Below are 15662 nucleotides of genomic sequence, written 5' to 3'. Positions count from 1 at the left end.
GGCCGCCGTTCAGGCGGTCACCGGGGATTGGGTCAGATAATCTTTGGCGTTAGTAATGATGGCCTGTGAAATCCGCTGTAATGTGCCGGATTCCGGCTGGTAACGGTGCCAGTAAAGCTGTTTTTGCTGCACCAGTTCCGGCACCAGATTAATCATCCGTCCGGATTCAAGCTCATGTTTAATCTGATGTTCCGCAATCATACAGCAGGCGGAATTTTGCAGTACCAGCTGGATATAGGCCTCTGATGACGGCACAATATGGCTGTTCAGGCTTCCCGGCGTTAAACGGAAATACTCCTGCAAAAAGATATGGTGCATATCTGACGAATGGTTAAATGACACCACCGGTGCCCGCAGCAGAGTCTCTTTGGTTACCCCTTTGCTGAAATATTTTTCCGCAAAGGCCGGGCTCGAGACAAAAATATAATCCATCGCCCCCAGATAATCACAGGTACCGCCGACAGCCGGCAGCGGCTGCATACTGATCGCGCCGACCGCCTCCCCTTTGAGCAGATAGTCGAGTGTGCGGCTCTCATCATCCACCTTAATATCCAGACGAATGGCGCGATCATCCAGGATCGGCTTGATAGCGGATAAAAACCAGGTCGCGAGGGAGTCGGCGTTAATGGAGATCGGAATAGTGACCACGTGGTTGCCGCTTTCATTATCAAAAGCGTCATGTTCAATTAAATCAACGTGGTACAGCAGACCCAGCAGCTTTTGCCCGAGTTCGGTCGGTTTCGGCGGCACGGTGCGTGTCAGCAGCAGGGAACCGACCTGATTTTCCAGCTGTTTTACCCGCTGGGACACCGCAGACTGCGTGATAAAGAGTTTCGCTGAGGCTTTCTCGAATCCCTGCTCTTTGATAATCAGATCCAGCAATCTCAGTGATTTATAATCGACATTCTTCATGGAAGCCCTGCGGTGGTGGTGAAAAGTACGGCTATTCTACACGAAAAGGGCGGCGGGAGGAAAAGCGCCGGTACTGGCATACCGGCGCGTAAAGACGATCAGTCAATGGTCATAATAATGGATATATTACCGATAAAAGGCCCTGCTTCCACCGGCCCGGTGGTTTCCAGTGTGCTTTTCAGCAGTGCGTTTGCTTCATAATCCCCGCGCACAAAAACAGGCACACCACCACCGGACGCGTTCAGCGGATAGCCGTTCAGTGTCAGTTTGCTGTAGAGGTTATTTTTCAGCTTCAGGCGGGATTCTGTATCACTCACCGAGTAAATCCGGACGGTGGCATCTTTGCTGCATTTCATTCTCAGGTACTGGCTGGCCTGGTCACCGTTAATTTCATTATCCGGAATCCGGCCGTGATCGAGAATGGCGCTCGGATAGTCAGCAGTAAAACTGCAAATACCGCCCGGTGGTGGTGCCACGCCGCAGACAGAATCCGGATACATATAACCGTTACCGGCGGTCGGGCTGCTGGTTAAAAAGAGGGTTACGCATTCGTTACGGATAACATCACCTTTGTGATTGGTTTCACCGTCAAACGGCAGTCCGCCGAAACAGGTATTATATATATAGTTATAAACGGCGTTAGCATCCGGCAGTGTCATCAGGTTCATATTCCGGCAGCGCCCCTGAAATTCGCTGTTATTACGGGAGGATATACCGCCCCGGTCTGCGTTTGTGTGGCGGTGATTAATATTGGCGTAACATTTTTTTGTCAGACCTACTTTCACACAAGGATGCACACTGCCTGCCGGCGGCGGCGTCCAGGCGGTAATCCGGTAGTAATAATCGATATCCTTCGGCTTGCCTTCCGACCGGAGAATGTAGCTGTACAGCGTTGCCTGCGCGGGCAGTGTAAATAAAAAGAGTGTGATCAGCACACTGATATAACGGAAGATCCTGGTCATACCGGCCTCAGAAATAATCGATAGTCAGAAACGCGGTGGAATTAAACGCGCCGTACTTAATGGTTTTATCGGCTTTTGCTTTCGGATCAACCTGCAGAAACGCGGTAAAACGGATGTTGTTTTCGCCGTTGCCGGCAATGGTCATGGCGTTGGAAAACTGATTCAGCGGGATCAGCGGAATATTATCTGTCCGCACGCCGATAGAAAACCCGCCTGCGTCACTGGACGGATCCAGTGCGAGATAGGACGGCATATCCGGGGTGCCGGTTCCGGTGAATTTAACCTTAAAGCGGTTCATATCTGTGGTATCGCAATCAGACAGGATCAGAGAAAAGGATTTGTGCACCTCAACCCCCTCATACAGATCCGGCAGGGAGACATCACTGAAATCCACCAGCATATCTTTATTTTCCGGCAGCAGCGTACAGGGGTCGTTAAACAGTTCCCCTGTCACCCGCAGATTATCGGCAGCATGGCTTGCTGGGATAAAGGCGGCGGAGAATGCCAGCGCGCCGCTGAATAACAGACTGAAAGCAGCAGGGCGGTTCATCAGAAATACTCCATTGTCACAGTGCCGGTGCCGCTGAAAGCGCCGGGCGTGACGTCCCCGTCCGGGTTTTTGGTCAGCACAATGGTTAATGTCAGATTGCGGCTGTTTACCGGATGTGCTTTGCCTAAATCCAGTTTTACCCCGGCAAGTTCAGCGGTAAAGCCCAGATTGTTCTGATTGGTTTTCACCAGTTTGTTATTGAACTGTGCCCGCGGCCCGTCAACGGTGAGGAAATATTTGAAATTCTCTGAGTCCTGCTCACAGACAAAGGGGATATCCACATCTTTGCGGATATCTGACTTTTCCAGCGTTTTTATCTGGATACGCTGAAAATCAACCAGGATTTCTTCGTTATTATTCACTTTACAGGGCGGCGGCGGCTGAAGCCTTCCGGTGATCCGGATTTCAGCAGAACTGTGTGCTACCCCTGTAGCGGCATACACCGGCAGAGCAAGGCAGGACAGCATCAGGGGTGCGATTAAATGTCGCATCACAATTCCTTATTCATAATCGATATGGATAGTGGCCGTGGCATTAAATTCACCGGCGGGCAGTTTTACTGCCGGTTTCTTTGCCAGGACAACCATAATGTCGGGTTGTACCGGATACTGAATGGTTATTTTTTCATTCAGCGGCATCAGCTTGTCATCTGCCAGAAATTTCACCGCCAGATCACTGACGCTGGTGGAAAGATAGCGGGAATCGACGGAGGATGAGGTGCCGGTGATATACAGCTTCATGGCGCGGGCACGGTTATCCTGACACGCTATCCGGTAATCCAGTTTTTCGCGGTAATTGTCGTTGTCTATCCGGGTGGTGGAGACATCCTTAAAATCAATCAGGATATTATCGCCCTGATTAATTTTGCAGGGCGCGATAAATATCTCCCCCCGGACATACACATCGATATAAGTATAAGAACCGCCGGAGACCATCAGCGGCAGGCACAACAGTGCCGCGCAGCCGGTACGGAAAAGCATGGTCAGTGTCATCAGCGGTTCCTCCTGTTCATTATTTGCTGTCTGACTGCACGGTACAGCTGCTTCCGGCACAGCTGAATTTCAGGGGTTTGGTATCACCGTAGTCATTGACATAATAAACAACCGGCGCATTACCCAGCGCCGGAGCACTGAAGGATGCGGAGGCTTTCGGTGATACCATCAGCGGCTCAAATTTCACTTCTTTTCCGCCGGTGGCATCCAGACGGGTGACCGACAGATGGTATGGCGTGGTGTTTTCAATGGTGTACTGCCCGCCGTTCTGTGACAGACGGATGCCGTCCGCACCGGCTATTTTTTCCATCCGCTCCTGAACCTGAATCGCTTTCGGACGGTAGAACAGCTTGATCTTGGTTTGCAGGGCGATTTGCAGCACGTTACTTTTCTCAACGGCCGGCGGAATCTCGCGGACGTTCAGATAAAAGACCGATTCACGGTCAGCCGGTAGTGAGGCGGCTTCCGGAGAGAGCTGCACTTTAATCTGGCTTTTGCTGTTAGGCTCAATCCGCTGCACCGGCGGAGTAACAAATACCGGCGATGTGATTTTCTGTCCGGTGCTGTTCTCAATCCAGGACTGCGCCAGATACGGTTTGCTGAGGTGCTCATTGGTGACCGTCAGCGGTACGGCTTTATCACCTTCGTTATAAATAACACGGGTTCTGTCGAGTGCGATGGCGGCTCCTGCGGTTACCGGAATGGCAGCCAGGGTGGTCAGTGCAGCGCAGAATAAGGTGGTCACTTTTCTCATGTCAGGGTTCCTTACGGATTTATCTGTTAATTCTGTCAAATACAAACCGGTGCTGCCGGATTTACTGGCATGGCAGCAGCATAGTAAACTGAACGTTATCATCCTTTATTTCCGGGATCCGGACAGTACATTGTGTCTGCCCGTTCCAGGCCACCGTCAGCGTCTGGCCCGATTGTATCCCGGTCAGGTAAGCTGAACCGTTATCAGCAACAATGCCGATCTCCGCATTTTTGTCATTCATGACAGAGGCGCCGAATGGCGGATAAGTATTATCATTCATAGCAATAATACCCATGATTTTATAGCCTTCGACAACATTAAATTTCCGGTAACCGATCGCTCCGGAGGTTAATGTTGCCTGCTGTACGGATGTCAGCGCTTCGGCATTATCCGGCATGGCATCGAGATCAAGAGACAGCTGACCGCGCGAGTAGGCTGTCGCGGTCGGGATAATCGCTTTGCCGAAGGTATTGGTCCGTACCGCTTTGCCGGTACCGCGCACATCAATATCCGGTGTGCCGCTGGTATCCACCAGAATGCGCGGAGCCATACTGTTGCCGCTGCGGTGGAATGCCGCGCCTTCACGGGTCAGGGTAAAGCCGCCGCGTGACTGACCGGATACTGTCATCACATTATCCTGAATATAGGTTCCGCTCAGTGAAAGGTAGTTATTCCCTCCTTCATTGGTATAGAAACCGGCCAGATTGACTTTACCGTCGCCTTCACCGGCAGACAGTGAATAGTTACTTGAATTATCAATATCAGTGTAATAGTTAACGTTATTACTGTGAGAGTTCTTATTGTAACTGCCGCTGTAGCTGAACATGCCTTTGTTGTCGTCGAGCGGAACAGAGAGACTGGCGTAGATGCCGTTATCTTTTGTCGAATCCGATTCTGTCCGGTAGGCTGACATACTCATACTGAGGTTCTTTTTCTCTCCCCAGTCAAAGTTGCGGGAGAGGGTCATACTGTAGTTGTTGATGCTTGGTTTGTTCCAGAATGTCTGATGGCTGTAGTTCAGATAAACGTTCATGCGCAGAGACGGGAACACTTTATTAAAGATGATGTTATACATCTCTTTACTGCTGTCGGTATTACCGCCGCGGTAGCGCAGATCGACAAACTGGTTCATGGTCATGTAATCCCGCTCCGAGAAGCGGTAACCGGCGAAGGTCAGCTGACTGTTAATGGCATCGAATTCTTTGGAATAGGTGATACTGTAAGAACCGCCTGTTTTATTTTGTTTGCCGGCAACATTCCCCATATCCGCGCGGGAATAGGAGACTTTCGCGGAAAATACCCCGAACGGTGCAATATCCCGGCCTATGCCGAATGATACGTTCTGGTAATCCGTTGCCGCCAGCACGCCGCCGAACAGTGTGGTGTTGTTGTTCATCCCCCAGGAAAAACTCCCTGTTCCGAAATCCGGGCCTTCGGTTTTGTGATCGTCTGACAGCGGTTTACCCGCTGCCAGTTTAAACAGGAACTGGCCGGGGCGGGTCAGCATCGACAGGCGGGATGTTTCGATAGTGAAATGTTGTTCGCTGCCATCCTGTTCTTTAATGGTGACATTCAGTGTGCCGTCACCGATGTAGTTCATGTCACGGATACGGAACGGGCCTTTACTGACCTGCTCCTGATAAATGATACGTTCGCCCTGGCGGATAATTACCGTGGCGTTGGTGCGGGCAACCCCGGCAACTTCCGGCGCATAACCGCGCAGCAGCGGCGGAAACATATTTTCATCGGTTTCCATGCTCAGGCCGATGTAGCGGAAGCTTTCAAACAGTTCGGAGGTCAGATACTGTTCACCGAACATCAGACGGGCACTGAGATCGCGGATGGCACGGTAAGCGTAGATCTGGTTCCAGCGCCAGCGTTTTGAGTGTTCCGCACTGTCGCCGCCGGTTGCCTGCCATTCTGCACGCACACGCCATGCACCGAGATTGACGCCGGTATCACCGTAGCTGACAACATCCGTTTTGCTGCTTTTATCGTTATCACTGCCGGGCTGGTATTTGCTGTACGTGGCGGTGGCGTTATAGTCGAATAAAAATCCGGCGATACCGTCATCCCAGCGCTCCGGCGGATCCCATGACGGATCGCTGTAAGCCATATAGGCCTGAGGGATCAGGATATTGAGTTTATTACCTGCGATATCACCCGTTGCCTGCATATCAGGAATGGTGCGGATATCAAGACACTGTAATTTATCCTGCTCTGTCCAGCCGGCTTTATTCTGCCACTCTTCTTTCATGGCAAGCTGTGAAAATAATTCAGGGGTAATACAGGGAACAGTTATTTCCGGATCATAATCCGGAACGTAAAAAAGAATATTTTCATCACTGGTAATAACATTATTATTCAGTTTTGTAGCCAGAAGATACGTACCCGGCATAACATAATTAGCCCGGCTGAATTTGGAGAAATCAATTTCCTGACTGTCTGCATCTAAAAAGGATGTATTAAAGTTAACGGCTTCTTCCGCAAATGCGGTATTTATCTGAATCGCTGCAACCACAGAAGCTGTTATTATTTTAATTGTTGTTCTGAGCTTCATGAGATATGCCAGCCGCCGCTAATCTATTATGCAGTGGCGGGAGCTGTCCTTGCAGACCACTGCATATATTAAACAAAAACTATTCAGTCACTATTCTGTTATTGATAGAAAATCTGGAAGTTAACCGGGGTATCGAAGTGACCGGTAGTTGCCTGTTCACCGGCAACGGTAGACTGGTTACCTTTCACATACGCAGCAAAGTTCAGCGGAGTGATTTGATCACGGCCTCCGTTCAGGGTGTATTTTTCAGCAGGGAAACGTGAGCCCAGCTCAATAGCTTTACCGGCGCTGTCTGTCAGTGCGATACCGGCATTCTGGATTGAACCCAGACCAACATATTTGGATGTTGCCGTGCCGTCTTTCAGTTCAACGGTGGGTGCAGTGAATTGAATCTGCGCTGTTTTATACGTGCTGGTATCACAGTTTTTCAGTTCGATATTAAATGTTTTGCTATCTGTACGGTAAGTACCGGTGGTCAGTTCGTTACGGCTGATTTCACCGAAATCAACAGTCTGATCCAGGAATTTACTGTCGATAGAGCAAGGCACGTTATTAATAAAGCCTTTGAAATGTACAGTTCCGAGACCGCTTTTTACTTCCGGCGGCTGTACCGGATCTTCTGCCATAGCCGTACCTGCAACAAATAAAGATCCCAGTACAACTGAGAGTAATACTTTCTGAAGTTTCATGTTATTTCCTTTATCAGGGGTATTCGTCAATATTTAAGAATAATCTGTTTTATTTCTATAATTAAATAAATAATTCCGTTATTTATAATTCGAAATTATTTAATAATAATTATGAACAATATTTTTTAGATACCGCAGTATTATCATAATTGTTTATTAGAGTGTCAATTATACGGAGTTAGCTGCTGTTTTTTATATTACGATAACATTTAAATTTAAATATCATTGCACAGAAAGGAAGTGAGATTATATATTGAAGATGAACAAAATCCTTTCATGGATTCGACTAAAAAACAGTGAATTGCCTGGTATCAAAAACTGAGTGCCTTTTTAGTATGCTTCATTAATCGCTATTTATAGCGATAAAGTACATTTAGTTATCATGATGTTCTACGTTTAACTACGAATATCAATCTTATTATGTTCATATCCGGAGATAATCACTATTTACAAAACCTGTTTGATTTTAATCAAATACAAAAGTGATTAGTTTTAGCGGTTAGTTCTATATTAATAATTAATTATGGAGCGTTATTGATTGTTATTAAAAATAGATTCTACAGTTTTATTTGTCATTCACGGGTTTTGTGATGCTTGTCATACTCCATATTCACCCTGAAAAAGAGAGTTACGCTATCCCGGACAAGACTGTAACCTACGTCACAATTAAGTAAATTTTATTTATTATCCGCTATGCTTATATACGGATATACTCTGATACCGATGTGTTTTTTAAGTAATTATGTGTGAGCAGGTGCAAAATATTTTTGAGACACGATGAAACAGGTTTCCTGCCGGATAAGTCACTCACAAAAAAGAAACAATTACGCAACATGATGAGATGTTTACCGGTCAGTTTTACTGCTTTTATCTGCGTTCTCTGCATTTGTCTGAAAAACAGCCTGCCGGAGATACCTCTGCGGATGAAACCCGTTTAGTACAACGCCGTTTTCCGGATTTCTGTACTGGGGAGCGGGTGAATAGTCAATATTGTGACCTGTCTCTATATTGATGAAATAATGTGATCTATATCTGATTTATTCATGTTATCCGTTACAATGATGATTTTTTACTGCCAGTCAAATATTTTGCCATAACAGTGATAAGAAGGTGTAATAAGGTGTTCATCTCGGTGATGATTGAATAAATTCAGTATTAAAACGGGGTTTTCATCATTATATAAAATCATTCTCATTAAAATAATCATATCCGAAAATTAAAAAAACAGGAGCCGCTTCACATTATTGGCTTATTTGAATATTACTCTTTTTATTTTAATTAAAACCAATGCCACTTATCAAATAATGTTTTTCACAAAATTATAGCATTTTGTATCACATTGAAATTTATATACTTATCTATTAATTAGTAACCCGAAATAAGTAGTTGTGACAAGGTTAATCAATAAATATTAATTTATTAATCTATGGCATGCCTAAAAGGCATGGCTAAGGAATTTTCGGAATATTGTCAGGAAAAGAGTCCCGCAGGTAGTATGAATATGGAAATGGTACGTTTTTATATAAATAAACATGAGTAATTCTCAATAACAATTCCTATAAAGGTAACACTATGGATATATTAAAAGATAGTAAGTTGCTTTTGGTCAGCTTATTTATCATTCTTCTTGCGGAAGCGATAGGGCAAATTAAAATCAGTCTGGTGATGGTTTTTCCGATGCTCTACTCCATGCTGATGGGTGGTATTGTCAGTTTTCCGAAATTTAAAATCCTCAACGAAAAGAACATGGCGCATGCGACCTCTATCATGAGTGTGGCACTGGTGATCCTGATCGCCAAGCTGAGTACTTCCGTCGGGGCCTCCTGGGAAAAAATCATTCAGGCTGGTGGTGCGCTGGTTCTGCAGGAAGTGGGCCACTTTATCGGTACCATCATGCTGGGTCTGCCGCTGGCGATTATGTTAGGCATGGGTCGTGAAGCGGTCGGTGCCACCTATTCTGTCGGGCGTGAGCCGAACATTGCTATCATCGAAGCCAAATACGGCTTAAGTTCACCGGAAGGCCGCGGTGTCATGGCAATGTACATCTGCGGTACGCTGTACGGTGCTGTCTGGATGGGGATCCTCGCCAGTGTGATCGCCGGTCTGGATATTCTCAGTCCGCTCGCTCTGGCGATGGGGGCGGGTGTCGGCAGCGGATCCATGCTGGCGGCAGCGGTAGCGCCTCTGCTGGAACTTTATCCTGACCAGGCTGCGGATATTCAGGCGTTCTCGTCTTCCGCGAACCTGATGTCTTCTGTGTTAGGTCTGTACATCTATATTTTCTTCTCCTTACCGTTTGCGTCTTATCTGTACAACAAGCTGAAAAGAAAACGTGCAACGGCGTCTGCGGATACTGAATAAGGATAACTAATCATGAAAAAGATGACAGAAATAGCCATAATCCTGGTTCTGGTGGTGTTCTTTACCGCACTTGGTGATGCTGTCGGCGGGTCAATGTACGGCCGCGGCGAGTTCGGACAGGTGTTCAGCGATACATTGCTGGCAATGACACTGCTGGGCGGTATGTCCTTTGCGGCATACCTGATTGCGATGATCCCGCCGTTAGGCAAACTGCCGGTGATCTTCTGGGTTTCCCTGATTGCCGCCGGTCTGTGTTCACCGCTGTTCCCGTATGACAAAGAAATGATTGCCATGACCGGTAAAGTCTCTATCGCGGTTATCAGTACCACCGTACTGGCCTTTGCGGGTCTTTCACTGGGTAAAGATATCGATAAATTCAAAGCGATTTCATGGCGCATTATCCCGGTATCACTGGCGGTATTCTCCGGGACATTCTTATTTGCCGCACTTATCGGCCAACTGACGCTCTCCTGGAGTGGCGTTATCTGATCAGAGGGAAATATTCAGCATGACAATGACCAAAGAACAACTGAAAGCCAAAGTCTGCGAAGCGATTGCCGCCCGCAAGGGTGACATTAAAAAACTGGCAGAGAATATCTGGGCAGAGCCTGAGCTGGGTTATAAAGAGACCCGCACAGCGAAAAAAGTCGAAGCAGCATTTGATTCTCTGGGTGTCAGCTACCGTAATCAGCTGGCGCTCACCGGGGTCAAGGCCCGTCTGAAAGGCGGAAAAGGCAGTAAACGCAGTGTCGCGGTGATCGGTGAGCTGGATGCCATTATCTGTGCTGAACACCCTGATGCGGACGACCAGACCGGCGCGGCACACTGCTGCGGTCACAATGCGCAGATTGCCAATATGATGGCGGTCACCATGGGGCTGGTGGATTCCGGGGCAATGGACTATCTGGCGGGGGACGTGGTGCCCTTTGCCGTTCCGGCCGAGGAATATGTCGAGCTTGCTTACCGCAACAAGCTGATCGAACAAGGCAAAATCAGTTATATCGGCGGTAAGCCGGAGCTGATTTCCCTCGGTGAGTTTGATGATGTGGATATGGCAATGCAGATCCACCTGACCAGCGTCAAACCTGAGCGTGACAACGGATTTATTGAAATCTCCACCACCACCAACGGCTTTATCGGTAAGCTGATTAATTATAAAGGCAAACCGGCACATGCGGCGGCGGCACCGCATATGGGGATTAACGCCCTGAATGCGGCAATGATGGGTATCATGGGTGTGAATGCTATCCGTGAAACCTTTCAGGAGAAAGATTATATCCGTTTCCATCCGATCATCACCCAGGGCGGGGATCTGGTCAACGTGACCCCGAGCGATGTGCGCATGGAAAGTTATGTCCGTGCCTCAAACGTACCGGCGATGATCGATGCCAATGAGCGCATTACCCGTGCGCTGGTGGCGGGTGCCATGTCTGTCGGGGCGGAAGTGGAAGTGAAAGATTTACCGGGTTATCTGCCGCTGTATAACAACGCCGTACTGAATGATCTGTTACAGCAGAATGCGGAAGGTCTGATTGGTGATGAAAACGTCTGGGTTGCCGAGCATATGACCGGCAGTACTGACACCGGGGATCTGTCCCACATCATGCCGGTCAGTCATCCGTGGATTGGTTCAGTGCGCGGCGGGCTGCACGGCAAAGATTATGTCGTTTTTGATGACGATATGGCCTATATCCGTCCGGCTCAGATGATGGCAATGACAATTATTGATTTGCTGTTTGATGATGCCGCCGGTGCGGAAGCCCTGATGGCGGAATATAAGCCGCTGATGAGTAAAGAAGAGTACCTCTCGTTTATCAGTTCCTTTAAGAACTGATCATCCCCCTGAAGGCCCGGAAACGGGCCTTTTTTTATCTTTTCCGCTTTCAGACTGACGGCAGGGATCTTTCCGGCGTCTGATGATAAAATAATCACAGCATAAATAAAATGCAGCGATTATTCAGGGAAAGAATGACAACACTATCATTTCCGTTATTAATCTGTCAGTCGCCGCGCCGCCGGGATGATTACCGTCCGGACGATATGCGCAGCGGTGATTTTGACTTACTTCAGCTACGTGACCTGTTGCGGCTGCATGATGTCTCCGCGCAGGTGGATCCCTGGACCATGCGGAAACCGGAAGCAGGCAGTCATCCGCTGCTGATGGGACGAGACTACACGCCGCAGGTTTTTAATCTCGGCGCGAAAGCGACCAGCCGGATACTGTTTGATGAGATGCGGCAGTTATCCTCACAATTCACCTGGTCCGGCGGTTATCCGGGGGTGCTGAAAAAACTGATCACCCATATGCAGAATGCCAATGGCAGGCCGTATCGTGATCGTGCACTGGATTATGCTTTCCGCGACACGATTCTGGATCAGGATGCACTGAATCCGATGCAGGCGGCAGTGAAGAAAATCATTGGTGCACAGATTGACTGGCAGGGCGTGAAGATCCGCGACGGGGCTGATTTACGGCACCTGCTCCGGGAAGGGCTGAATAAAACCCTGTTTCCGGCCTGTAACCGCTGGCAGGATCTGAAAAAGGGAACGCCGGTGATGCTCAATGATACCTGGGCAACAGAAATCACCCTGGATTCTCTTCACATCAAAAATAACCACTTCACCGCACAACTGAGTTATCAGCTTCAGGGACATTTCGGGCTGAGTACCGCAGATATGAAACGGTACAGTGATTCCCGTTTTTTCCGCATCTGGTATGTATTGCAGCGTTATAAAAAATTCGCGTTTAAACCGTTTGTTATTAATATCAGAGCGGTCACGGACATCAGCGGAAAAGCATCGGGCAGCCGGACCGAAGATAAAGAAAACTAAAAAAGACCCTTTGCGGGTCTTTTTCACCGGATATTACGGCTGCTATTTCAGCGGCATAATATATTCGATAGCACCGGATTTATTTGCCACCCAGTCATACAGACGCTGACCACGGGTATTGTCTTTATGGGTGTGCCAGTAGAGGCGGCCGCACGGGCGTGCCAGTGCCTGCTGCTGTACAAACTCAATCAGCTGCTTACCGATATGCTGACCGCGTACAGACGGATCCACATACAGATCTTCCAGGTAACAAAACTCTTTTTCCGCCCAGGTGGAGCGGTGATAGAGATAATGCACAAACCCGATGACGTTGCCGTTCATCCGCGCCACGGCGCAGAACACGGGTTCTTTTTCATCAAAGAAACGTGACCAGCTGGTCAGCGTGACCGCTTCCGGAAAACTGACGTTATAAAATTCCTGATAGGCCAGCCAGTGCGGCAGCCAGCCTGCATAATCATTCTGTGTGGCAGGCGCCACTGTCACCAGATCCAAAGCGGATGATGTCATTGTATTATTCATGGTGTTTCCCTCATTATTCTGCTGTTGTGAAGAAAACGCGCGTTTTCCGTGATGTGAAGAGTACGTGTTATTTTGGTTCTTTATAAGATACACTTTTTGTATTTTTAACAGATCCACTTTTCCGGAAGGTCACTATGCGAAAATCCGGTGCGGCAGCGTTTCCCGAATTACTGACAGGTAACGGGATCATCAAAGATCAGGTGTATCACGCTCTGCGTGAGGCGATCCTCAGCGGTCGCCTGCATGCGGGCAGTAAAGTGCCATCCGGACGGGCGCTGGCGGAAATGATGGGTATTTCCCGTAACTCGGTGATAGCCGGGTTTGAGCGGCTGCAGGATGAGGGCTATCTTGTCACCCGGCGCGGCGCGGGGACCTTTGTGGCTGATAATCTGCCGGATCACGCCATCAGCGGACCGGTAGTATCCTCGGCGGATGAGGCCGGGGAGCTGGTGACCGCCAATATCAGCCTGCTGGCAGAAACATTGCTGTCGCAGCGCGTTGCATCCGGTGCGCCGTCTGATGCATTGTTTATGGTCGGTACCGGATGTGTGGATCTGTTTCCGCATGATGTCTGGGGGCGGCTGCTCGGCCGTGTCTGGCGTCAGTCCCGTTACGCACTGCATGCGCACAGTGAACCGCACGGCTACCCGCCGCTGCGCCGGGCAATTTGTCATTATGTCCGTGCCACCCGCGGATTGCAGTGTGATGAGGATCAGATCCTGATTGTCAACGGCACCCAGCAGGCGATTAACCTGACGGTGCAGACATTGTTGCAGCCCGGGGATGAGGTCTGGCTGGATGATCCGGGTTATGACGGTGCGCGCGGGGCGTTTTTATCACAGCGGCTGACAGTGCGTCCGGTACGTGCGGATGAAGAGGGCATGGATGTGTATGACGGCCTGCGCCGCTGGCCGGACGCGAAACTGGTATTCACCGCACCGTCACATCAGTTTCCCGGCGGCGGCACACTCAGCCTGGCCCGGCGATCGGCGCTGCTCTCCTGGGCGGCGAAGCACCATGTCTGGATCCTGGAGGATGACTATAACGGTGAGTTCCGTTATGCCGACCGCCCGCTTCAGGCATTGCAGGGGCTGGACAGGCATCAGCGGGTGATTTATGCGGGGACGTTTTCCAAAATGCTCTATCCCGCTTTCCGGCTGGGATTTCTCGTCGTGCCGAAAGCCCTTATTCCTGCCTTTGAGGTAACAAAATACTATGCGGATACCGGCTGCGGTTATCTGGAACAGGCCACACTGGCCCGCTTTATTAATGAAGGACATTATGCGCGCCATGTCCGCCGGGTGCGCAAAGCCTGTTATGAGCGGCGGCAGGCGGTGACGGATGCTATCAGTCAGTATCTTCCTGCGCTGCTGGCGATTGTCCCGAGTGACTCGGGAATTCACCTGTTATGCCGGATGAAAAACGGTATCCCGGCACAAACGGTGATTCAGGCCGGGCGTCAGTGCGGCATGGGCATGCAGCCCTTATCGCGTTACTGCCGCCCGGATGCACCGCAGGAGGGGGTATTGTTCGGGTTTGCCGCGTATCCGGCAGAGAAACTCACTGACGGCATCCGCCGCCTCGCTGAGGCGTTACAGGCGCAGGGTGTGGTGACGGTTTAGAACAGATTCAGTGTCATCATCACGGCACTGCACAGGATAAGGATCAGCGTGGCATACTGAAAAGCACGATCCGGCATCCGCGTGAGCAGAATTTTGGTCAGCGGCATACTGAGCAGGGAACCGGCAAACAGCCACAACGCCAGACGGACATCGGTGTGCCCGTCCTGCATATAGGCAATAGCGGAAGAGCCGGAAAGCAGGGTGGTAACAAAAATAGAGGTACCGATCGCCTGACGGATATCCATCTTCGCATAGCGCAGCAGCATCGGCAGTACCACAATCCCGCCGCCGACACCCGTTGCCCCCAGCACCACACCGGCGGTGATCCCCGGCAGCAGTAACTCCCGCACTGACATTGTGGTTTCAGCCGTATCCGCCGGTAACGGCGGCGGGAAAAACATCCGCTGAATAAACAGCCACAATGAAAACAGGATCGCCGCCACGACCAGCAGATTAATACCCTTTTCCGTGATGTCCTGCCAGGCCGGTACCGAGGCAAGCCATGTCACCAGCAGACTGGCACCGAAGGTGGCGGGCAGCATAATGCCCAGCACAATCATGGCGCGCCGCAGCGGAATATTACCGAGCTTGTAGTGCAGCCAGGAAGAGGCGACTTTCATCAGCATGGAGAGAAGATTGGCGGTGGCGACAGCCATCAGGGCATTCATGCCGTAGAGATACGTCAGGATTGGCAGCACTATCACCCCGCCGCCGACACCGGTGGTGCTGATAATCAGCCCGGTTAAGGCACCGGTGATCAGTGTTGTGATAATGGCCATTGTCCTTTCCCCGGCCGGAACAAACAGGGGAGTTATCATACCTCATGGCGGACAGATAAATACACTTAAGGATAATTCCGGTCAGGATTTCTCATTTTTTGCGCTATGATCACGACGGGTTTCCGGTGAT

15 protein-coding genes are annotated in these 15662 nt (G+C 49.6%); 5 read left to right on the top strand and 10 right to left on the bottom strand.

What is annotated here, in order from left to right:
• Positions 1–9: 9 nt before the first annotated feature.
• The 8 genes from N7387_RS10085 to N7387_RS10050 form a co-directional block, all read right to left on the bottom strand.
• Positions 10–912 carry a LysR family transcriptional regulator ArgP gene (locus N7387_RS10085; RefSeq protein WP_262861119.1) on the bottom strand — a complete coding sequence of 301 codons (903 nt, stop codon included), beginning with the start codon at positions 910–912 and terminating at the stop codon, positions 10–12.
• A 98-nt stretch (positions 913–1010) separates the two neighbouring features.
• A complete protein-coding gene (locus N7387_RS10080) occupies positions 1011–1874 on the bottom strand; it encodes an MrfJ (protein WP_279798674.1) in 864 nt (287 codons plus the stop codon).
• Between the two features lie 7 nt (positions 1875–1881).
• Positions 1882–2424, bottom strand: coding sequence for a fimbrial protein (locus N7387_RS10075; protein ID WP_279798672.1), 543 nt, complete (start codon positions 2422–2424; stop codon positions 1882–1884).
• Positions 2424–2915 carry a fimbrial protein gene (locus N7387_RS10070; RefSeq protein ID WP_080694321.1) on the bottom strand — a complete coding sequence of 164 codons (492 nt, stop codon included), beginning with the start codon at positions 2913–2915 and terminating at the stop codon, positions 2424–2426. The genes N7387_RS10075 and N7387_RS10070 overlap by 1 nt, the downstream gene beginning before the upstream one ends.
• Positions 2916–2924: 9 nt before the next feature.
• The gene (locus N7387_RS10065) at positions 2925–3416 is read right to left on the bottom strand and encodes a fimbrial protein (protein WP_262861116.1); all 492 of its coding nucleotides are present in this window, start codon (positions 3414–3416) and stop codon (positions 2925–2927) included.
• A 19-nt stretch (positions 3417–3435) separates the two neighbouring features.
• Positions 3436–4170, bottom strand: coding sequence for a molecular chaperone (locus N7387_RS10060; RefSeq protein ID WP_262883386.1), 735 nt, complete (start codon positions 4168–4170; stop codon positions 3436–3438).
• Between the two features lie 61 nt (positions 4171–4231).
• Positions 4232–6730, bottom strand: a complete 2499-nt coding sequence (locus N7387_RS10055) for a fimbria/pilus outer membrane usher protein (RefSeq protein ID WP_279798667.1) — start codon at positions 6728–6730, stop codon at positions 4232–4234.
• A 98-nt stretch (positions 6731–6828) separates the two neighbouring features.
• On the bottom strand, positions 6829–7419 hold the full coding sequence (locus N7387_RS10050) for a fimbrial protein (protein WP_262861399.1): 591 nt from the start codon (positions 7417–7419) through the stop codon (positions 6829–6831).
• A gap of 1572 nt (positions 7420–8991) precedes the next feature.
• On the opposite strand from N7387_RS10050, the gene N7387_RS10045 reads away from it, so the two are divergent.
• The 4 genes from N7387_RS10045 (at position 8992) to N7387_RS10030 (ending at position 12612) form a co-directional block, all read left to right on the top strand.
• Complete coding sequence (locus N7387_RS10045; RefSeq protein ID WP_262861397.1) at positions 8992–9780, top strand: DUF3100 domain-containing protein; 789 nt, start codon at positions 8992–8994, stop codon at positions 9778–9780.
• Positions 9781–9792: 12 nt separating this feature from the next.
• A complete protein-coding gene (locus N7387_RS10040) occupies positions 9793–10269 on the top strand; it encodes a hypothetical protein (protein WP_004241148.1) in 477 nt (158 codons plus the stop codon).
• Positions 10270–10288: 19 nt separating this feature from the next.
• Positions 10289–11614, top strand: a complete 1326-nt coding sequence (locus N7387_RS10035) for an amidohydrolase (protein WP_080694322.1) — start codon at positions 10289–10291, stop codon at positions 11612–11614.
• Between the two features lie 134 nt (positions 11615–11748).
• Positions 11749–12612 carry a DUF3289 family protein gene (locus N7387_RS10030; RefSeq protein WP_279798663.1) on the top strand — a complete coding sequence of 288 codons (864 nt, stop codon included), beginning with the start codon at positions 11749–11751 and terminating at the stop codon, positions 12610–12612.
• A 42-nt stretch (positions 12613–12654) separates the two neighbouring features.
• Here the strand turns inward: N7387_RS10030 and N7387_RS10025 are convergent, their stop codons facing one another.
• Entirely contained in the window at positions 12655–13119 is a 465-nt protein-coding gene (locus tag N7387_RS10025) for a GNAT family N-acetyltransferase (RefSeq protein ID WP_279798745.1), read from the bottom strand.
• 146 nt (positions 13120–13265) lie between these two features.
• Here N7387_RS10025 and N7387_RS10020 point away from each other — a divergent pair, with 146 nt between their 5' ends.
• On the top strand, positions 13266–14753 hold the full coding sequence (locus tag N7387_RS10020; protein ID WP_279798661.1) for a PLP-dependent aminotransferase family protein: 1488 nt from the start codon (positions 13266–13268) through the stop codon (positions 14751–14753).
• On the opposite strand, the gene N7387_RS10015 is transcribed toward N7387_RS10020, so the two are convergent.
• A complete protein-coding gene (locus N7387_RS10015) occupies positions 14750–15532 on the bottom strand; it encodes a sulfite exporter TauE/SafE family protein (RefSeq protein WP_279798659.1) in 783 nt (260 codons plus the stop codon). The genes N7387_RS10020 and N7387_RS10015 overlap by 4 nt on opposite strands.
• Positions 15533–15662 lie beyond the last annotated feature (130 nt).

Source organism: Morganella sp. GD04133 (assembly GCF_029835375.1).
Classification (GTDB): Bacteria; Pseudomonadota; Gammaproteobacteria; order Enterobacterales; family Enterobacteriaceae; genus Morganella; species Morganella morganii_B.
This window is presented reverse-complemented; position numbering and strand designations above follow the sequence as displayed.